This is a genomic window from Pseudoalteromonas sp. BSi20439, assembly GCF_000241165.1.
In the GTDB taxonomy this organism is placed as follows: domain Bacteria; phylum Pseudomonadota; class Gammaproteobacteria; order Enterobacterales; family Alteromonadaceae; genus Pseudoalteromonas.
On the sequence record NZ_BADW01000013.1, the window covers coordinates 1 to 20,792 of the forward strand.

Consider the following 20,792-nt stretch of genomic DNA (forward strand, 5'->3'; position numbering starts at 1 on the left):
AACCTGAGCTGTTTTATTAAACCATATACAAATACTTAATGAGGCTATTAGTCCTAAGGCATCAATAAGTGCAATATCGTAACTCGAAAAATAAAAAACATTTAGTAAGGTTAAAATTAAAAAGTAGCAGCAGCAGATTAATAAAGAGTGTGCAATTAAGCGTGTTCGCCAGTAATCCTTATGATCTCTAGGGTATTGCGGAAATTCTTTATACCAAAAATGTAGCATCAAATAACGACTTAATAATTATTAGTTAATTCAGTATTGTCTATTTATTATAAAGTGGGTAGTAATAAATTATAAAACCCCCAATAGACTTAAATCTATCGGGGTTTTTATCATTTATTTTTCCTCTTGTATAAATGCTTCGCCTTCTTTCATCCACTTTGCGGCGGGTTTGCCTTTTAAGTAATGATCAAAGTACTGCATCATACGAATCGAAAAATCGACCTGATTAGGAAACTTTTTTAAGTGATGAGGTTCGCCTTCATATTGTAAAAAAGTGGCATCTTTACCCGCACGGCGCAGGGCTAAGTAATACTGTACGCCTTCATGCCATGGCACAGCATCATCTTTATCACCAAACATAATCAGAATAGGGGTATTTACTTTATCGGCAAAAAAGACTGGCGAGTTTTCAATATAAAGCTCTGGGGCTTCAAATAAGCTTTTACCAATACGGCTTTGCCCTGTTTCATACTGAAATTGGCGAGCAAGCCCTGATTTTAAGCGAATGCCACTGTAGGCGCTGGTCATGTTAGACACTGGCGCACCCGATACCACAGCTTTAAACATATCAGTTTCGGTGATCATAAACGCGCTTTGATAACCAGCCCATGAGTGGCCTTGTAACCCTATTTTATTAGGATCGGCAATGCCTAAATCAATCAGCTTTTGGGTGGCGTTGATCATGGTTTGCGTTGACGACTTACCTGGGTGACCTATTTCAAAGCGAATATCAGGTAAAAAGATGGCGTAGCCATTTGATGTAAACATTGGGAAGTTAGGGCGATGATTTAATTCCATTTTAGGGAAGTCGTACATACGCTGGCTCATATAGCGGTAAAAGTACACCACAACCGGTACTTTATCGCCTTTTTTGTAGCCCGCCGGTTTGATTAATACCCCTTTTAAATCTTCTCCATCAAAGCCTTTATAGCTTATAAGTTCAGGTTCTTGGCCCCACGCGAAGTTATTAACTTGTGGATTTAAGTTCGTGACCTTTTGTGGCTTATTAAAGCTAAAGTCAGTTTGGTAAATATCAGGGAATTGCTGATAGGTTTGCTCAGTAAATAAGTATTTATCGGCATTTTTGGCTTTTTTAATTACATCAAAGCGTTTATTGCCTGTGAGTACTTTAGTAACGTTAAGCGTTGTTAAATTAAGTTTAGCAACTTCTCTTTGCTTACTTTGTAAGTTAATTGCAGAGAGCAGCAGCGTATCCTTACTGTTAAAGCCCACTTGGCTTTTATCAAGTGTGATCACTCTGTACTGAGTATTATTTTGTTTACCATTAGTTAAGCGTTTGGCTTGTTTGGTATTTACATTAAACGACCAAATATCGTATTTGCTATAAACCAGTATTTCGCTGCTATCGTTAAGCCAGCCAGCAAAGCCATAGCCAGGCTGCTTAGATGGGTAATCGTGTTTGTCATCGGCAAAGGTGGCGTTAACCGCTTTGCTGAGTACGCTCACTTTGTTATTGCCTAAGTTTTTAAGCTGTACTTGGTTATTATCAAAGTAAGCAGCAAACTGACCATTAGGCGCAAGGCTTGGTCTAAATGGGTAGTCGTTAATAATAGGGGTTTGTTTACCCGTTTTTATATCAACAGCAAAGTAGTCAGCAAAAAAACCGCCATACATTACTTTTTCAAGATGAGCTAAATTTGAGTAACCTAATAATGAATCCGCGCGTTCAGTATTAAGTGCGACCTCAGGCATATTTGGTGTGCTTAACTGCACAACTTGTTGCGAGTTTACATGGTATACCGCCGTGTAATGTCGATTTTTATTGTTTTTATTCCATTGCTGCTCTTCGCGAGGTTTAATTTGCGCATCGTTGTTGTGCCATACATTTAACCCTTTTTGGTCGCGAATAACCTCAAAGTCATACAGTGACGACTCATCGGTATATTCCTTTTGTTTAACTTTTTCAGCAAGTTTTGGGCGGTTTTCAAAGTACAAGCGTGTACCATCTTCGGCCCACGTTAATGTCGCGGTTTTACCCATTAACCATTCTGGGTTAGGTGAATGCACAGTGGTAAGCGTCTCGTTTTGCCAAAGCGTTAATTCGTACTGGCGGCGGCGCTTATCATCGTTCACATAGTTACCTAAGGTAAATGCAACACTCTTATTGATTGGATGCCAAGCTATTTTGCTGGCAACCACACCCGGCTCATCAATTAATGCCGTGCTGGTGAAGTCATCGAGTGAAAACAAAGTAATTTGATTATTGTTACCATCCACATAGCTTTGGCTCACTAATAGCTGATCGCTGGTGGCGCTAATATCATAGGTGAAGGCACTTTCAAGAGTATGGGTGCGCTTATCATTTAAGTTGATGATAACCAGCGGGTAGCTTTTATCTTTTTTGTCAGCAGTGATAGCGCTATTGTTGTCGGAGGTTTTATCATCCGCGTCGGTGCTTTCATTTTTGCGATAGGCAAGCCATTGGCCGTTATTAGCAAGTACGTAGTCTTTTACGTCATTAAAACGTTGTTGCTCACCAGTTTGGGTATTCACTAATACTAAATTGTTTTTTAAGTCACTTTTTTTCTTTGTGGTTTCTTTTTCAAGTAGGGTAGGCACTTGAGTGAATGCAACCCAGTTCGCCATTTTGTTAATTGTAGGGCGAGTGCCTCGCTCTACCTCAGCAATAAGCTTGTTGTTATTTAGCGAGTAGACTTGCCCAGTGGCATTGCCGCGATAAGGGGTTGCACTTAAAGAGAGGATTTGACCATTTTCAGAAAGCTGTGTGCCTTTTGCAGATTTAAAATCAAATACATCTTTAAATTCTAATGGCTTATTTGCTAAGGCACTGGCGCTCGTTAAGCTGGTAATAAGTGCACAGCCTATAAGAGTGAGTTGTGTTTTCATTATAGATTCTCGTTTTTTAACATTATTTTATTGTAACGAGTTTTAATAACAATTCGAGTAGATACGATAAGCGGTAGCAAGGCAGAGATGAGAGGGGAAAAATGAATGATAAAAGGTTAAATTTTCGGGCCACGGGATGCGAGGTGTTTGGCATCGGTAAAAAGTTAGGGAAGTAAAAGTTTAATTGTGGTTTTCAATTTTTTACTTTTTGCTCTGTGTTCAAATTAATTTTTAAATATAATTTATAAAAAGAACACAGAGTTTATGTGGAATTGATGATAGGAGAATAATTTAATAACCTTGCTGGCAAGATTACCTAAAACCTAAAACCTAAAACCTAAAACCTAAAACCTAAAACCTAAAACCTAAAACCTAAAACCTAAAACCTAAAACCTAAAACCTTATAACCAAATTTTTTGAAGTTCTGGCCATTGTTTTTCAAATTGCTCACTTGGGCGAGCACTAAAATTACTGCGCACAAACTGATTCATTTTACCTTCAACGTAGGCAAGCAAAAAGTTAGCTAGGGTTAACTCATCGCTTTGGAAGTTTTTACCTTCACGTAGCTTACGCTCTCTAAGAATTTGTTTAAATTGGGTTTCTAGTTTTTCAAATAAGCCCTGTACACGCTCACGAAGTCGCTCTTGTTCTCCTTGTAGAGCGTCGCCTGTTAATATACGAGTAATGCCAGGGTTTTTCTCAGCAAACGTTAGCAACAGTAATAAGGTATTGTATACGCGTGCTTTGCTTTCTTTTTCGTTATCTAAAATAAGATTAATACGTGATAACAGGGTATCTTCAATAAACTCAATTAATCCTTCAAACATCCGCGCTTTGCTCGGAAAGTGGCGATAAAGAGCGGCTTCAGATACGCCAACTTCTGCGGCAAGTTTGGCAGTTGTAATACGCTGGCCAGGGCTGGTTTCTAACATTTGTGCGAGTGCTTGCAGTATTTGCTCTTTGCGATTACTTTTTTTTGTCGCAGGCATGAACATTCCTTTTTTAATAGTTATTTTTTCTACATCAATGTGCGATAACACAGCTACCGGCCTAGTGCTGCTGCGGGCAATAACCAGTAAGGCGGTATTTTCACGTATTACGTGAAGCTCTGGTACTGCGCAAGCATTAAACTATATTAGCGAAGTAAAATTACACTAAAAGGTCACAAGGCGTCATCATGTTAATGTTTTATTCAGTTTGTTTCCAGCCTTTTTATAATCGTTTGGCAAGCTGCTCGATCACTTTGATGGCTATTTCTGTTTTGCTGGTCTCAGGTAAATCGAGTTGTTCATTTTGCCAGTAAAGAGTGAGTGCGTTACGCTCTGAATTAAAGCCCAAATCACTTTTCGATACGTCGTTAGCACAAATCATATCGAGGTTTTTATTGGTTAGTTTCCCTTTAGCGTAGTTAGCAACATTTTGCGTTTCTGCTGCAAAGCCGACAGTGTAAGGGCGGCTTTGTGTAAGGTTTGCTACTGCTGCTATAACGTCTGGGTTCTTAACTAAGCTAAGAGTGAGTTCATCGCCTTGTTTTTTCATTTTTTGCGTGGCGATATTTGCTGCGCGGTAATCGGCTACAGCAGCGCAGCCAATAAAGGCGTCTGATTGAGGGGCGTAATTGAGTGACTCTTGCAATAGTTGCTCAGCACTTTCTATATTAATTAAATTAACCCCTTGCGGTGCGGTAATGGTTACCGGGCCTGAAATTAAGTTAACTTGTGCGCCAAATGATAAAGCAGCTTGTGCTAGTGCATAGCCCATTTTTCCTGAGCTGTGGTTTGATATAAAACGCACCGGATCGAGAGGTTCTCGGGTTGGACCTGCGGTAATAGTAATGGTTTTACCCGCTAAGAGTTGTGGTTGCGCAGGTTCAGTGCATAAACTCACTAATTCATGCGGTTCAAGCATTCGCCCTGCACCTACATCACCACAGGCTTGCTCACCCTTACCAGGTCCCCAAACAGCAACGCCACGCGCCTTTAAAGTGGCTATATTAGCTTGCGTTGCAAGGTGTGCGTACATTTGCTGATTCATTGCCGGCGCTATGGCTACTTTTGCAGGAGTTGCGAGCAATAACGTAGTGAGTAGGTCATCAGCAATGCCTGCGGCCATTTTTGCAATAATATTGCTGGTGGCAGGGGCAACTAAAATTAAATCAGCCCATTTGGCAAATTCAATATGTCCCATTGCAGCTTCTGCTGATGGGTCGAGTAATGAGTCAGACACCATTTCACCACTGACTGCTTGCATCGTTAGCGGGGTAATAAAATGCTTTGCTGATTCAGTCATTACAACTTTAACGTCACAACCATGGTCTTTTAAACGTCTTACGAGTTCGGCACATTTATAGGCTGCAATTCCACCGCTAATTCCCAGCACTATTTTTTTATTTGTTAAATTAATCATGGTTGTTCATCAATTTTATAAAATATGCTGGCTAAAATAACAAATCTTGAGCGTGACAGCTAAGATAAAATGCGTTTTATCGCGCTAATTTTTAATTTTGCATTACAGTTATATGATACTGACCGCTTTCAAGGATGAACGATGCAATTAACCTCTCTGCCTAATTCACTCAGACCGCGAGAAAAGCTGCTAGAAAAAGGCGCAAAGGCACTCTCTGATGCTGAACTATTGGCTATATTTTTACGTACTGGTTTACCCGGTATGAATGCGATAGAGCTGGCACAGCACCTGCTTAATGAAAATAAAACCCTGCATAATTTGTTTAATGCCAGCATAGATGAATTTTGTGCGCAAAAAGGGCTAGGAACAGCTAAATATGTACAGCTACAAGCGGTACTTGAGCTGAGTCAACGTTATATGCAAGAAGGCTTTGTTCGCGATGCCGTTTTTAACTCCCCTCAAGCTGTATACGACTATTTAACCTTGCAAATGCGAGGGCTGCAGCAGGAGGTGTTTATGGTGTTGTATCTTGATAGCCAAAATCGTTTATTGAAAGATGAAATCTTATTTTATGGTACGATTAACGCAGCCAGTGTGTATCCGCGTGAAGTAGTCAAAGCAGCGTTAAAAAATAATGCGGCAGCGGTTATTTTCTCACATAATCACCCAAGTGGTATTGCAGAACCGAGTCAGGCCGATAAGTTAATTACCAATAAATTATGCCAAGCACTGCAATTAGTCGACATAAATGTGTTGGATCATATTATTATTGGTGGTGAAAATTGTGTTTCGTTTGCTGAACGGGGACTTATTTAAGTTTATCGCTCGCAGATATGTGCTAAAAATGAGCGGTTTAGTGTGTTTTGGCAAATTAGTTTAATTTAAATGCAGTTTTTACTTTCCCTAAGGGCATTCGATCTTTATAATTAGCCGCTATAAAATTTACACATGAGCTGGTTGGATAAGATCAGTATTTGATCTTTGCCTGTAAAAGCTGTATAAAGAGCGCCCTTCGATTTATCTCTAGGGCACAAATACATGGCCTTAGGGAAAAATTAAGCTCGAGCGAAGTTATTGGAGATATATAGACATGTCTAAAGTATGTCAAGTTACAGGTAAGCGTCCAGCGGTTGGTAACCACCGTTCACACGCGAGAAACGCGACTAAACGTCGTTTCCTACCTAACCTACAAACACACCGTTTTTGGGTTGAAAGTGAAAAACGTTTTGTAACATTACGCACTACTACTAAAGGTATGCGTATTATCGATAAAAAAGGCATTGACACGGTTCTTACAGAAATCCGTGCTCGTGGCGAAAAAGTTTAAGGAACTGAATTATGCGCGATAAGATCCGTTTAGTTTCAACTGCTGGTACTGGTTTTTTCTACACTACCGACAAGAACAAGCGTAACATGCCTGAAAAAATGGAAATCAAAAAGTTCGATCCTAAGGCTCGTAAACATGTGATTTTCAAAGAAGCTAAAATCAAGTAATTTAGTTTTCTTTCAGAAATGTAAAAACCCAGCTTATGCTGGGTTTTTTGTTTTTAAATCCACTCTATTAGCCACCGAAAATATACCTACCGTAATTATGTCCATCTAATACCAATTCGCAATCATACTTAATTATTTTACGGGGCTAAACGTTTCGCTATCTGCGTTAAAAAATTCTCATTTAGAACAACTAAATAGCAAATTTTTTTCCTTGCTATCAACACGTTTTTTCATCCTCAAAATAGACCACTTAATTAAGCGAATGGGTATAACCAAAGAAAACATAAGGAGTATGGGCATTAAATGACTTTACAGACTAAGCAGTTGAGTGTTGTGTATTTAGAGTGAGATTGTGGAGCGTGTAAGCATACCTAATGAGGAAGTGGGTGTTTTACTATGACTTACTAGGGTGTGAGCTGTAAGTAGCCCTAGGGCTACTTACAGTGCGATATTTATACTTTAAAGTTCTCTACTGATATTCTTAGTTCTTCGGCTAACTTAGCCACTTCTGAACTTGAAATATTAGTTTGTACAGCACCTTCTGCTGTTTGCTCTGCAATAGCAACAATAGATTCTAAGCGTTCACTGATCTCTTGTGATACTTGTTGTTGCTCTTGTGCTGCTGTTGATATCTCTTCACTGACATTGTGCGCTTGTGATACCGCAAGGGTAATTGAATCCAGCGCACTATTGGCTAAATCACTTTGTTCAACACACGAAACAGCACGTTCTTTACCTTTTTCCATGGCTTTAACTGCTTCTTCAGCGCCAGACTGTAGTGATTCAATCATAGATTGAATTTCTTGGGTCGACTCTTGTGTTTTACTTGCAAGTGATCTTACTTCATCAGCTACCACGGCAAACCCTCTACCGTATTCTCCGGCACGCGCTGCCTCGATGGCCGCATTAAGTGCAAGTAAGTTAGTTTGTTCTGCAATGCCACGAATAACGTCTAAAATACTACCAATTGATGCGCTATCTTTGTGTAGTTTATTAATAACACTTGATGCTTCATCGACTTCGTAAGCGAGTTGTTCGATGGTTGCTTTGTTTTGATTTGAAATGCCTTTAACACGCTCAGCTTCTTTATCGGCATTTTTAATTTCGCTCAGTGCTTGTTGGGCACTGTTACTTACAGTTTGTGAAGTACTGCTCATTTCAGTGGTTGCGGTTGCAGCTTGCTCTACTTGCGCTTGTTGATTACTAATCGCTTTGCTTGATTCACCGGTAATTGTTGAAGTTTGCTCAGAAGCGGCTGCAAGTTGTGTTGAACGTGAAATAATACCGGTAATTAAGCTACGTAAGCTATCAATTAAGGTATTACAGCTTTTCGATAATTCACCAAACTCATCTTTTGCGCTGTCATCTAAGCGTTGAGTCATATCACCACTGGCAACAATATCTAAAATGCGGTTAACTTCTGCTAATGGCTTAGTAATACGGTTAACAGTAATGATGGCTACAAGCACAGCGATAATAGTCGCAATGATCATACCTATCCAAGTCCATAAATTAGCTGAGTTTACATCGCTGCGTACGCCTTCTTGCAAAGTAAATGCAACGCCGCTTGCTTGTAATACTAATTCGTCAATTTGGCTAAGTGCTGTTTTAGTGGCTTTTTCCGATTCTTCTAATTCACGTTCAGTTGTGCTGATTGCATCAATAAGGCGTTTTTTATTCGCTGAAAGGCTATCGTTACCTAAGATATTGCTTTCAAGCGTATCTACGTAGCCTTTTAGGTCGTTAAACAAGCCGCTATGGCTTTGCTCTATCGCGGGTTGTATTAATGCAACAGTACGAACCACTTCTTCAAAATAATACACTTGTTCATTTTTAATAATATCGAGCGTGTTAAGCGTTTTAACGGTTAGCATGTCGGTGCTGCTGGTAACCACGGACATAAAGTTATTTTCTAGATTATTAGCTGCTTGATAAGCGCGCGGGTAATTATCCTCTAAACCATCAATATCAATAATATCAAGTACCATAGAGTTAGCGTCTTCTGCCGCGAGCTCAACGGTTTCTAGTTGCGCTTTGAGCTTTTTGTTAAGCACTAGCTGGGCGTTTTTATCTTTAAGCAGGCTGTTTATGATATTTGAAAAGCTCAGGTAGGTTTTTTCAACTTCAAGGCTGCTTTTGTTTAACTGTGGATCGTCTTTAACAACTTGTTGTAGTTCGCGGTGCAATTTATTAAATATTTGTTTTTGCTCTTCTATTTGCGCTTTTAACGTGGCGAGTTTTTGAGCCGATGTTATATGGAAACTAGCTTGAGCGGCTTTACTCATCAAAATAAATTCAGCTTGTAACTGAGCGCTCTTGTTTAATGCAGGAAGCGATAGCTGATTAACTTTTTGAGTTGAACGATCTATATTTGCTATTTTTATTAAAGAGTTACCGCCAATAATTAAAAGTAATAAAGTGATAAATATAAAACCACCCCAAATACGTTGACTCACTGTTAGATTCATATGGTTTTCCATTCAAAAATACGTCTATTAAAACTTATCGGCGCTTTCAACAATAAGTTAAGTAATTAAAAATAATTAATTTTTACTGTTAATAGTTAGTTGCTAAATTTACCGCAAAACTTAATTACAAACTAAGTCTTTTATTAAAGATAAAAAATAATGTAGGCAATAACACTCGTTTACTGTCTATGTTTAACTCAATTATAAGAGCATTGCTATTTTTTACACATTATTGTGAATGTTTTGTAATTATACAATTTAACATCCACTCTTAAACTTAACAGATGTATTAACTTTTTTCAGTTTATTTAGACAAAAGTTGTGATTTTTCTGAAAATTTTTGCCTACTTTGCAGTTCTATTAGTGTCATTGAGCCACCCCATACGCAACCCGTGTCTAGAGCATAAAGGTGGTTGTAGGGCGTTTTGCCTTCAAGTGCTGCCCAGTGTCCAAAAATTAGGTCATGTTGAGCGTTCATAATGGCAGGATGAGAAAACCAAGGAATTAGTGATGATGAATTTGTTGTTGCTTCTTTTGCATTAAAATCGAGCAAATTATCAGGCGTAATAAAGCGCATGCGAGTGAAATAATTAACGATGTAACGAAATTTAGCAGCATCATCAAGTTGCTCCGTCCATTTTAGCGGGTGAGGCTGATACATGTTTTTTAAGAAGAACTTAGCGTTATCAGCACCATAGCATTGCTGCGCAAATTGAGCGTGCTTAATGGCTTGCTCGCATGACCAATCAGGGTTAAGGCCTGCATGAGAAATAAAACAATTATATTGTTCTAAATAAAGCGCTAAAGGCTGAGTTTGTAAAAACGCGATGTAGTGGGGCAGTTTACTACTGTTAAACAGTGCAGTGAGTTTGTCTTTGGGGTTAGGTGTAACGTTATTTAAATAACAGGCAATCATGTGTAAGTCATGATTGCCTAATGTGACGCTAACGCTGTCTTGATGTTGATAAATATAATCAAGGCACGCTTTAGAGTCTGGGCCGCGAGCGACAATATCACCCACTAAATATAGGTGATCTTTGCTAGGGTTAAAGTCGACTTTCTTTAACAATAAACTAAATTCGTTAAAGCAGCCTTGTAAATCACCTATTGCGTAGTCGGCCATTGTTACCTGTTTTTATCAGTGTAGGATATTAGGGCAGGCTAAGCGGAATACGTTTATGGGTGCTTTAAATTCAGCACCAAACTCGTTTCGTAAAGTGTAATGCCCTTGCATGGTGCCTACCGGTGTATCTAATATTGCACCACTGGTATATTTGTAGCTTTCACCTGGGGCTATATCTGGGGTTTCACCCACCACACCTTCGCCTTGCACTTCTACTTCTTTGCCATTGGCATCAGTAATTAGCCAATAACGGCTAAGTAATTTTGCACTGCATAAACTGTGGTTTTTTATAGTAACGGAGTAGGCGAACACAAACTTATCTAGTTCAGGTTGCGATTGCTCTTCTACATAAAATGTTTCTACAGATACCTTTACAGGTGATCCTATATTACTGCTTGTTGTCATAAATCCAGTTAGCTATATCAATAAATTGTTGTAACGACAGGCTCTCAGCTCGCAAAGTAATATCAATGCCAATGCTGGTTAATTCGTCAGCGGTTAGAAGGTTGCCAAGGCTGTTACGCAACGTTTTACGGCGCTGATTAAACGCTTCTAAACAAACGGTGTTTAATATTTTAACGCTTTTAGCGGTGCGCTGCTGTGCCTTTTTAGGGATTAAGCGAATAACCGCAGAATCGACTTTAGGTGCCGGTTTAAAGCACTCAGGCGGTACCTCTACCACAGGCATCGCATGACAATAATACTGAGTCATCACACTCAAGCGACCAAAGGTTTTACTACCAGGGCCTGCTACCATGCGCTTTACCACTTCTTTTTGCAGCATAAAGTGCATGTGCTCAATATGATCGGCAAATTCAAACAGGTGAAACAACAAAGGCGTTGAAATATTGTACGGCAGGTTGCCGAATACTTTTAGCTTTTTGTCATCTTTAACCAAGCTTGCAAAATCAAACTTCATTGCATCGCCTTGGTTTACGGTTAATTTTGGCCCTAAAAATGGGTGTTCAATTAAACGCTGGGCTAAATCTTTATCTAGCTCAACAACCGTTAAATGGCCACTTAAATCTGCAACAGGCTCGGTAATAGCGCCTAGACCTGGGCCAATTTCTACTAAATTATCTTGCGGTTTAGGATCGATAGCGGTGACGATTTTGTCGATGATTGACTCATCGAATAAAAAGTTTTGGCCAAAACGTTTACGGGCGCGGTGTCCTAAGTGTACTTTATCGGTCATTGATTCTGTGCTTTTTCATGGGCGAGCTTAATTGCTTCGCGGATCGCTAATTCAAAACTGCCAACATCAGCATCGCCTGTACCGGCTAAATCAAGCGCAGTACCGTGATCGACTGAGGTGCGAATAAATGGAAGGCCGAGAGTTATATTCACTGACTTACCAAATCCTTTGTATTTTAGCACAGGTAATCCCTGATCGTGATACATAGCCAGCACTGCATCGGCTTCATTTAGGTATTTATCTTGAAATAACGTATCGGCTGGTAAAGGACCGATTAAGTTCATCCCTTCAGCTCTTAATATGTCAAGCGTAGGCGTAATCGTGTCGATTTCTTCGCGGCCTAAATGACCATCTTCACCGGCATGTGGGTTTAAGCCACAGACTAAAATACGTGGTTGCTCAATGCCAAATTTAGTTTTCAAGTCATGATTAAGAATATTAGCCACTTTAACTAGTCGCTCTTGCGTAATAGCACGAGAGACATACGCAAGCGGAATATGTGTAGTTACTAGGGCAACACGCAGACCTTCGGTGGCTAATAACATAACCACATCGGCTGTACCTGATTGCTGAGCAAAGTACTCAGTATGGCCACTAAAAGAAATGCCGGCTTGGTTAATAATACCTTTATGAACAGGCCCCGTAACAACGGCATCAAATGTGCCATCCATATTCTTTTCGCTGGCAATACGCAGTGTGTCTAATACGTATTGACCGTTTGCGTCATTTAGCACACCCAGCTCAACCGGCTCGGCTAAATCAATCTGTTTTATGTATAAGCTGCCAGCCGCTGTAGGCATGGCTTCGGCGCTTTCATCAAATTCAATTAACTTAATGTTTAAACCTAAATGTTTAGCGCGCTGCTTTAGTAGCGATGCATCTGCAATCGCTACTAGCTGTGCATCCCAGCTGTGCTGTGCCAGTTTTAATAGCAAGTCTGGGCCAATGCCTGCAGGCTCACCTGGGGTTACCGCAATTCTTAAGGTCATAATTATTCGTCTATTGGGAAAATTTCAACATGGGCTTGTTCGCGCATTTCTTGCTGCCAGTTAAAGCTTTCCTCTTTAAATTTACGATTAAACAACATGCCATGTGCACGATTACGTTTAGCTTGCTCGGTCTTATCTGCAACACGTTTATCTAGTAACTGCACAATGTGCCAGCCAAACTGACTTCTAAATGGTTCGCTGATTTCGTTTTTATCAAGTGATAGTAACGTATCTCTAAACGCAGGCACGTAGGTGGTTGGATCAGTCCAATCGTATTGACCACCTTTAAGTGCTGAACCTGGGTCTTGTGAGTACTCTTTAGCAAGTTCTGCAAAGTCAGCATCGCCGGCGCGTAAATCTTTAACAAAGCCTGCTAACATAGTGCGTGCTTTTTCTTCACTTAAAATGATTGAAGGCTTAATAAGAATATGACGAGATTTAACTTCGGTGGTTTCAACTACTTGGCGGCCACGTACGTCTTGTACTTTAATGATGTGGAAACCCGCACCAGAGCGAAGTGGACCAATAATCGCATCTTTCTTTTTACCTTTTACAGCTTCTGCAAATAACGATGGCATTTCGTTAATACCCATCCAGCCTAATTGGCCGCCCTCAAGGGCCTTTGAGCCACTTGATGATGAAATAGCAATACGCTTAAACTCTTGGCCGTCTTGTAGTAGTTCAATTACTTTGTCTGCACGTGTTTTTGCAGAGCTTACGTCGTCTGCACTTGCACCGCTTGGAATATCGATAAGAATATGACCAATATCGTATTCTTCGGCGTTTTGGCCTTGGCTATCCATAATTTTTAGCAAGTTATCAATTTCTTGGTCGCTTACATATATACGGCGGTCTACGTTTGCACGCGTGACTTGTTGCGTGGTTATTTCTTTACGTATTTCTTCGCGGTAAGCTTGAAAGCTCTCACCCGACGCTTCAATAGTACGACGCAAATCAGCAATTGTACCGCCTTGCTCTTTAGCCATGTTGGCAAGTGTTTGGTCAAGCTGGCTATCTGAAATTTCTAAGCCCATACGCTCAGCCATCTGCATCATCAAGGTTTGATTTACTAAGCGTTCAATCGCCTGAACACGCAGTGTTTCGTCTTTTGGCAGCTGTTGGTTTTGTTCTTCTGCTTGTTTTTTTACGCGATCAACAATGGTGTCTACTTCACTTTTTAAAATAACGCCTTGGTTTACAATACCAATTACTTTATCTATTTCGACAGGGGCGGCAAATGCACTTTGGCATAAGCTGAACGTTAAAACTGCTGATGTTAATAATTTTTTTAAATTCATATTCTTTTTACTACTCTTACTAATAGTACTGTTGTAATGCTAAATACGGCTAAATTGATATAGTTATTTGTAAATTTTTACTATAAATAAAGCAGTTTAGTCATTAAGAAAATACGGCCTACGATAACCAAAAATACCTTGTTGTAATAATTTTTGAGCATCGTAACGGCTTTTACTACCAAGCCCTTTTAATACAAAATTCAAACGAATACTCGAATCAAAAGTGGCTTGGGGTTGCCCAATTGACTGATTTAAATCAGTTTCAATTTGGCGATGGCCAGTAATTTGGAACGCCCAACAGCACGATTCATACTGTAATCCACTAAATACTTCAATACTGCGGTTATTATCAAGATCGCGATGGTAACTTGCAATAAATTGCCACTCGTCACTGATAGGGATGCTTGTAAATAAGCCCGCTTGCTCGATTGTATTTCCTGAGACATCATTTGCATAGCGATGGTTCAATTGAACCAGCTGATTATCGTCACCTTTGTAGTCTAAGGTTAAATTTGACTGGATAATTTGCTTGCCATCCGTGTCGTACTGAATACCACCCGATAAATACCAGCGACGGTGCCAATGTAACATGGTTTGCGCTGCAAACAAGGCATTGTAGTTACTATCGCTATTAAGCCCTTGCTCTGTAGGCTTGGCTGAATCACTTAAATAAAATATTTGGCCTGCGCTGAAGTTAAATACTTCTTCATTTTTCTTATCAAATAAACGCGTTGTAGCCCCGAGCGTAAATTGATTAGCTGCGGCAATTCGGTCAACGCTTGAAAAACGCGCATCCCTGAATAAACCAAAAAAGTCATCTTGTAACTTGGTGGTATCGTATAAGCCAATGTCAGACTGATCTTTATTAGGCGTATATAAATACTGAATTTGTGGCTCTAGAGTTTGAATACCATCGTCAATAAAAATTGAGGTGTCGCGCTCAAAGTTAAGCTGAGAATATAAGCGCACTTTAGGCAAAGTACGCGAAACATTATCGCTATACTGTGTACCCTGTAAATCACCGTCTTGTTTATAGTTAGTTTGAAGCAAGCTTACTTCAGATAAAAACGACCAAGCATATTCTTTGTAATCAAAGCGTGCTTTAGGTTCTATGTGCACGCGAGTAGCTTGGTCAATTACCGCTGAGCTGTTAGTAAAGTGGCTTAGCTCGCCTGAAACACTAAAATCGAAATAATCAATTTTCCATGGGGTAGTTTGGGTAAAGCTAATTTGTGGTAACGCCGTGTATGATTCTAAGTGGTCACCGAGTACTTCAAAGTTTTGCACTTTTATATCAGTACGCCACATTTCGCCCATATGGGTTAGCGAGCCGGTACGATAAAGCTGCGTATCGGTTTTACTGGCATAAGCGGAGTTTAAATCAGTTAGGTAGTTGTCATCACTAACATTGGTAATATCAATACTGGCTCGCCAGTCTTCACCAATATAACTTTTTTGTTGCCAATGAAACAAAAAGCGCTCGTTAAGTTCAGGCTCTGAGTCATCTTTATTTAAATATTCTACAGCCACTAAACCTTGGTGCTCTGGGGTTAAATATCTAAATTCAGTTTGTAACTGTAGCCCTTTACGTGACATATAACGCGGGGTAATAGTGGCATCATAATTAGGGGCAATGTTCCAATAATAAGGCGTAATTGTTTCTAACCCATAGCGATCTGAACTTGAAAAGCTGGGCGTTAATAAGCCTGACTTACGGCGCTCATCGAGTGGGAAAGTAAAATAAGGTAAATAGAGTACCGGCGTATCTAAAATACGTAGCACGGCATTGTAGGTTTCGCCCCAGCCTTCTTCACGTGATAAGTTTATTTCATCGGCTTCAATAGCCCACACAGGCGTATTACCTGGGCACGCAGTAAAGCTTGCATTCATCAGCATTAAGCCAGACTTGTCTATGGTGAGTTTTTCCGCGCCGCCTTTGCCTTGTTGTTGTGTTAGGCTGTATTGTGCGCCTAATAAACTAAATGCTGAGTTATTTAAATCGGCATTTAAGCCCGAACTTTGTACGTGGCTTACATAATCGCGATAGGTAATTGGGCCAGTGGCATTAAGCAGGCCACGTTGTTTATCAATCAGTGCTGATTGTGCGGACAAACTCATGTTAACGGTGTTAATATCAACATTGCCAGTAAATTCAGCGCTTTGTGTGCCTAAAAGCTCAACGTCATCAGCGCTGATATCAACCGTTCCAAGCTCAAGGCCAGCAAGCGGTTGCCAAGCTCTGGTTTGCATTGAAGTGCCACAAAAATTGTGTGTCAGTTCAGTTTCGGCAAGCGATGGTGCGCTCAGTACGCTTAGCATCAAAATGCCCCAGGTTTTGCTCATTTATCGACCTTTATGCTCTGTGATTAGTTACAAGCTATACATAATAAAGGAAAACAATGGCAAAGTAATTAGTGAAAAATAGATAGCTTATAAAATGACACGCTTTGAGAGTTTACAACAGTTTATTAATACTCACTTTAGTGAGCAATCCTATGCGCTTAATGCAATAACTGCAGATGCCAGTTTTCGCCGTTATTATAGGTTAAACGCTGAAAATAAAAACTTTATTGTGATGGACTCCGATCCAAAAAAAGTTAACAACGTCCCTTATATTGCATTAAACAAGGTGTTTTCTGAGCAGGGGTTTTTATTACCATCCATTATTCATAGTGACCAGCAGCAAGGTTTTTTTATTCTAAGTGATTTAGGTAGCACCCATTTGGCTGACTTGCTTGATGATGCCAATCGCAGCGAGTATTACCAGCAACTGATCAGTTTAAGTGCCAAGTGGGCAAAAACCCCAGCCGCGCCGTCAATGAATCCGTATGACCATGACTTTATTGCACTTGAACTGGATATTTTTAAAAATTGGGTGGTTAATGATTTTATTAGCGCAGAGCTCAGCGCTGAGCAGCAACAGACTTGGCAAACAAGCACAGCGCTGCTAATAAATACACTGCTTGAGCAACCCACAGTCACAATGCACCGGGATTATCACAGTCGTAATATTATGCGCTGCGAGCAGCAATGGGCGATTATTGATTATCAAGACGCGGTACAGGGCCCATTATGTTACGACTTAGTCTCACTTTTAAGAGACTGCTACTTTAAATTGCCTAAAGACGAGCTGAATCATTTACTTGAGTTTGGTTACGACGAATTTAAACGCCAAGGTTTAATAACTAACGAGTCATTTGCAGAATTTAAATATTGGTTTGATTTAACGGGTTTACAACGCCATTTAAAAGCGGCGGGTATTTTTTGTCGTTTATATTTGCGTGATGGTAAACAAGGTTACTTAGCAAATATACTCCCTACACTTGAATACGTAATAGAGGTGGCGGCACAATACCCTGAGCTTAGCGACTTATCGGCTTTGATAAAAACTAGCGTGGTGCCAAAGGTGCAACAGCGGTTAAAAGAGGAACAACCATGAAGGCGATGATATTAGCCGCTGGGCGCGGTAAACGTATGATGCCGCTCACCGCAGAGTTACCTAAGCCTATGTTATGTGTAGCGGGAAAACCACTGATTGAGCATCATATTATGCGCCTAAAGGCTGCAGGTATTACTCAAATAATAATTAACCTTGCGTGGCAAGGAGATAAAATAAAAACCTATTTTGCAGGTGGGCGCGCGTGGGGCGTGACTATAACCTATAGCCAAGAAGTGACGGGCGGGCTTGAAACCGCAGGCGGTATTATTCAAGCGCTTCCTTTACTTGGTGAATCATTTATTGTGATTAATGGCGATGTTTACAGCGACTACGATATCAGTGCATTAATGCAGCTACATTTACAGCCTAAAGAGGCGCACATTGTATTGGTTGAAAACCCTGCGCATAATCCTGATGGCGATTTTGCACTGAGCCACTTACCGACAAATAGCCAGCGATATACTTTTTCAGGGATAGGGCGTTATCAAGCTGACTTTTTTGAGGGGCTAGCCCCAGGCATTCGGCCATTAGGCCCTTTGCTACGTGAAAAATTAAATGAACATTTAGTCTCCACTGAACTCTATATTGGCCAATGGGACGATATAGGCACACCAGAGCGTTTATCGGCTCTTAACCAACAACTAGCACCATAAGCTAAATATAAAACATTAGAGGTAAGTTTTAAAATGTGGGGAAAAATTCTCGGTTTCTGTTTTGGTTTTATGTTTGGCAAAATATTTGGTGCCATTTTAGGCTTATACCTAGGCCATATGTTTGATAAAAGCCTAAAAAAAGACTTTGATAAAGCTGGCGGCTTTTCTAACCTTTTTAAAGGCGATGATGTTAACGAACGCCAAGCGTTGTTTTTTTCGAGTTGCTTTGCGGTAATGGGACATATTGCCAAGTCGAATGGCCGTGTTAGCGAAACCCACATTAAAGCAGCGACGCTGTTTATGGATGAAATGGGCTTAAAAGGCGAAGAGCGCCGTGAAGCGCAGCAGGCGTTTCAATCGGGTAAAGACAGCGACTTTTCACTCAAAGATACGGTTTATGATTTTAAAGAACGTTTTGCTAAACGTTATGATTTACTGCAGTTATTTTTAGAAATTCAAATTCAAATGGCGTTTTCTGATGGCGTGCTTGCCGCACAAGAAAAGCAATTACTGCAAGAAGTAAGCAAGCAGTTGGGGGTATCTAAAGCACACTTTGCCTTTGTATTAAAACGTTATCAAGCAGAGTTTAACTTTAGGCAGCAACAACAGCGTTTTAAACAGCAGCAAAGTCAAAGTAGCAGCTACCGCGAAGGTTCAGGGCATCATGTACCACCAAGTAATGATATGAACCGTTCGCAGGCATTGGCCTTATTAGGGTTAAATAAAGACGCATCGCAACGTGATATTAAAGTAGCCTACCGTAAGCTCATGGCTCAGCACCACCCTGATAAACTGGTATCGCAAGGTTTACCTAAGCACATGATGGAAGTGGCAGTTAAAAAAAGCCAAGATATTCAAGCGGCATACGAGTATTTAAAAAAGGCGGCGTAAAAACCCGTCTATTTCTTTGCTTAGTCGTGCATGTTGCTGCGGCGCATCGCGTAATCCAAACAGTTGGCGCTGGCGGTAATCAAACTTTGCATTTCGATTAACCCAACGCTGACGGTTTTTAAGGTTCATTAAAATATCATTACTGTCTGTAGCAAAATAAATATCCAACAAAGCGGGGGTGACCAAGGATGTTATTTGGCTTAACTTTGCATTGCGTTTTGTATTAGGAAGGTAGCTACTTAAACTAATGAAGGCGTTTATTTTTGAGTCTGAAAATTCAGCGTAGTGCTCCAACAACACCCCAGCACTGGTGCCTTGTGCAATAACAACAATATTCTCAGACTCCATCGCAGCCTGCTGATATAAAGCTTCGTAGCGAGCGAGTAGTTTTAACTTGTAATTGTCTACCACCTCAGTATTTACTTGTTCAACATAGTCGGCATGATGGGGCTGTTTTTGTGTACTGGTGTCTGGCTTAGTATTTGCGTTGGCTGTTTTATTGTTTGTGCCCACGGGATCATTAATCGTTTTTGCTGCATCATCTTGAGCTGCTTGCCAATCAATATCAGGCACTGTCATCGCATAAGAGGTATACCCGTGGTTATTCAGTTCTTTACGTAAAAAGTTCATGCCTGCATTGTTTGTTGGCGTTGATTGCCAGTCAGGAATAAGTATTACTACACCTCTAAAGTCGGCACTCATATACTCACTGTATAAAGTTAAAAACTCAGTATCACCAGCTAAAATAGGCTTTACTTCATCACTTTGAGCTAGGCGAGAGATATCCGCATCAATATTTTTTGAAAAAGGAGGGGGAGCGATATACTCAGCACTAAGCGCTTGAAAACTGATTAACGTACAGCCAAGCACAAGAGTAGTAATAATGACTTTAAACATCTGCGTAATAAACATAATAAGCTTTTAATTTAAATCTTATTTATGTATCGGCAAAGTACTCTTAAAGTTTAGCTATTTACTGTAAATAGCTAAAAGATTAAACCGTGTTAAAACTCGGGCTCAGCTTCAAAAGTAAGTACTTGCTCCGTTACAGGGTGTTTGAGTTGTAGCATTTGTGCATGTAACTGTAACCGAGGAGCAGCAGCAAGTGCGTCTTTATGGGCATATAAACGATCGCCTAAAATAGGGTGGCCTAAGCTTAGCATGTGCACGCGCAGCTGGTGGGAGCGCCCTGTAATGGGAGTAAGCTCTACACGGGTTGCCTGTGCTTCACGTTCAAGGATTTTAAAATGAGTGAGCGAAGGTTTGCCATTGTCATGATCAACCATTTGCTTAGGACGGTTCGGCCAGTCACAAATAAGCGGTAAATCAACAGAGCCTGTTTCAGTTTCAAGTTGTCCGTATACTCGTGCAATGTAACGTTTTGCTGTTTCGCGTTCTTGAAATTGCATACTTAAATGGCGGTGAGCGGCTTTGTTCATTGCTAAGCAAAGTATGCCTGAGGTAGCCATATCTAAACGGTGAACAATTTTAGCACTAGGAAAAACACGATTGACGCGATTTATTAAGCTATCAGCATGTTTTGGGTCTTTACCTGGTACGGTAAGTAACTCGCTAGGCTTATTAACTATAAGCAAATCATCGTCTTGAAACAGTATAGTTAAATACGGGCTCATAGGGGGATTGTAGTTAACTAACACGGCAGACCTCAGTGATTTTGAAGTGCGCTATTTTAGTGGAGTGAGGTCTTAGGCTCAAGTAAAAAGCGCGATATAAATATCG

General features: G+C 40.3%; 18 protein-coding genes. 6 read left to right on the forward strand and 12 right to left on the reverse strand.

The window, feature by feature from the left end:
* Positions 1–342 precede the first annotated feature (342 nt).
* The 3 genes from P20439_RS01585 to coaBC form a co-directional block, all read right to left on the reverse strand.
* Complete coding sequence (locus tag P20439_RS01585) at positions 343–3,096, reverse strand: prolyl oligopeptidase family serine peptidase (RefSeq protein WP_008464094.1); 2,754 nt, start codon at positions 3,094–3,096, stop codon at positions 343–345.
* A gap of 401 nt (positions 3,097–3,497) precedes the next feature.
* Complete coding sequence (gene slmA, locus P20439_RS01590; protein WP_008113236.1) at positions 3,498–4,085, reverse strand: nucleoid occlusion factor SlmA; 588 nt, start codon at positions 4,083–4,085, stop codon at positions 3,498–3,500.
* 223 nt (positions 4,086–4,308) lie between these two features.
* Positions 4,309–5,502 carry a bifunctional phosphopantothenoylcysteine decarboxylase/phosphopantothenate--cysteine ligase CoaBC gene (gene coaBC, locus P20439_RS01595; RefSeq protein WP_008464107.1) on the reverse strand — a complete coding sequence of 398 codons (1,194 nt, stop codon included), beginning with the start codon at positions 5,500–5,502 and terminating at the stop codon, positions 4,309–4,311.
* Between the two features lie 141 nt (positions 5,503–5,643).
* Between coaBC and radC the strand changes: the two genes are divergently transcribed.
* From radC to rpmG, 3 genes are all read left to right on the forward strand, one after another.
* Positions 5,644–6,318, forward strand: coding sequence for a DNA repair protein RadC (gene radC / locus P20439_RS01600; protein WP_008464109.1), 675 nt, complete (start codon positions 5,644–5,646; stop codon positions 6,316–6,318).
* Positions 6,319–6,592: 274 nt separating this feature from the next.
* Positions 6,593–6,829 carry a 50S ribosomal protein L28 gene (gene rpmB, locus P20439_RS01605; RefSeq protein ID WP_008464111.1) on the forward strand — a complete coding sequence of 79 codons (237 nt, stop codon included), beginning with the start codon at positions 6,593–6,595 and terminating at the stop codon, positions 6,827–6,829.
* 11 nt (positions 6,830–6,840) lie between these two features.
* Positions 6,841–6,996, forward strand: coding sequence for a 50S ribosomal protein L33 (rpmG, locus tag P20439_RS01610; protein ID WP_004587947.1), 156 nt, complete (start codon positions 6,841–6,843; stop codon positions 6,994–6,996).
* Positions 6,997–7,448: 452 nt separating this feature from the next.
* On the opposite strand, the gene P20439_RS01615 is transcribed toward rpmG, so the two are convergent.
* The 7 genes from P20439_RS01615 to lptD all read right to left on the reverse strand — a co-directional run bounded on the left by P20439_RS01615 (position 7,449) and on the right by lptD (position 16,412).
* Positions 7,449–9,464 (reverse strand): methyl-accepting chemotaxis protein, encoded by a 2,016-nt coding sequence (locus P20439_RS01615; RefSeq protein WP_008464113.1) that lies wholly within the window; start codon positions 9,462–9,464, stop codon positions 7,449–7,451.
* 304 nt (positions 9,465–9,768) lie between these two features.
* A complete protein-coding gene (locus P20439_RS01620; protein ID WP_008464115.1) occupies positions 9,769–10,587 on the reverse strand; it encodes a symmetrical bis(5'-nucleosyl)-tetraphosphatase in 819 nt (272 codons plus the stop codon).
* Positions 10,588–10,602: 15 nt separating this feature from the next.
* The gene (gene apaG, locus P20439_RS01625; protein WP_008464117.1) at positions 10,603–10,992 is read right to left on the reverse strand and encodes a Co2+/Mg2+ efflux protein ApaG; all 390 of its coding nucleotides are present in this window, start codon (positions 10,990–10,992) and stop codon (positions 10,603–10,605) included.
* Positions 10,976–11,782, reverse strand: a complete 807-nt coding sequence (rsmA, locus tag P20439_RS01630; protein WP_008113221.1) for a 16S rRNA (adenine(1518)-N(6)/adenine(1519)-N(6))-dimethyltransferase RsmA — start codon at positions 11,780–11,782, stop codon at positions 10,976–10,978. Before rsmA ends, apaG begins: the two co-directional genes overlap by 17 nt.
* Entirely contained in the window at positions 11,779–12,771 is a 993-nt protein-coding gene (gene pdxA / locus P20439_RS01635) for a 4-hydroxythreonine-4-phosphate dehydrogenase PdxA (protein ID WP_008464119.1), read from the reverse strand. Before pdxA ends, rsmA begins: the two co-directional genes overlap by 4 nt.
* A gap of 2 nt (positions 12,772–12,773) precedes the next feature.
* Positions 12,774–14,069 (reverse strand): peptidylprolyl isomerase SurA, encoded by a 1,296-nt coding sequence (surA, locus tag P20439_RS01640; RefSeq protein WP_008464120.1) that lies wholly within the window; start codon positions 14,067–14,069, stop codon positions 12,774–12,776.
* A 96-nt stretch (positions 14,070–14,165) separates the two neighbouring features.
* Positions 14,166–16,412 carry an LPS assembly protein LptD gene (gene lptD / locus P20439_RS01645; protein WP_008464121.1) on the reverse strand — a complete coding sequence of 749 codons (2,247 nt, stop codon included), beginning with the start codon at positions 16,410–16,412 and terminating at the stop codon, positions 14,166–14,168.
* Positions 16,413–16,506: 94 nt separating this feature from the next.
* Here lptD and P20439_RS01650 point away from each other — a divergent pair, with 94 nt between their 5' ends.
* The 3 genes from P20439_RS01650 to djlA are packed head-to-tail and all read left to right on the forward strand — an operon-like array spanning position 16,507 to position 19,052.
* On the forward strand, positions 16,507–17,508 hold the full coding sequence (locus P20439_RS01650; RefSeq protein WP_008464122.1) for an aminoglycoside phosphotransferase family protein: 1,002 nt from the start codon (positions 16,507–16,509) through the stop codon (positions 17,506–17,508).
* Positions 17,505–18,161 (forward strand): N-acetylmuramate alpha-1-phosphate uridylyltransferase MurU, encoded by a 657-nt coding sequence (murU, locus tag P20439_RS01655; RefSeq protein WP_008464123.1) that lies wholly within the window; start codon positions 17,505–17,507, stop codon positions 18,159–18,161. Before P20439_RS01650 ends, murU begins: the two co-directional genes overlap by 4 nt.
* Before the next feature lie 33 nt (positions 18,162–18,194).
* The gene (djlA, locus tag P20439_RS01660) at positions 18,195–19,052 is read left to right on the forward strand and encodes a co-chaperone DjlA (protein WP_008113211.1); all 858 of its coding nucleotides are present in this window, start codon (positions 18,195–18,197) and stop codon (positions 19,050–19,052) included.
* Here the strand turns inward: djlA and P20439_RS01665 are convergent.
* Both P20439_RS01665 and rluA read right to left on the reverse strand, forming a co-directional pair.
* The gene (locus tag P20439_RS01665) at positions 19,035–19,964 is read right to left on the reverse strand and encodes a DUF3530 family protein (protein ID WP_008464124.1); all 930 of its coding nucleotides are present in this window, start codon (positions 19,962–19,964) and stop codon (positions 19,035–19,037) included. The two genes, djlA and P20439_RS01665, sit on opposite strands and share 18 nt — an antisense overlap.
* 92 nt (positions 19,965–20,056) lie before the next feature.
* Complete coding sequence (rluA, locus tag P20439_RS01670; protein WP_008464126.1) at positions 20,057–20,710, reverse strand: bifunctional tRNA pseudouridine(32) synthase/23S rRNA pseudouridine(746) synthase RluA; 654 nt, start codon at positions 20,708–20,710, stop codon at positions 20,057–20,059.
* Positions 20,711–20,792 lie beyond the last annotated feature (82 nt).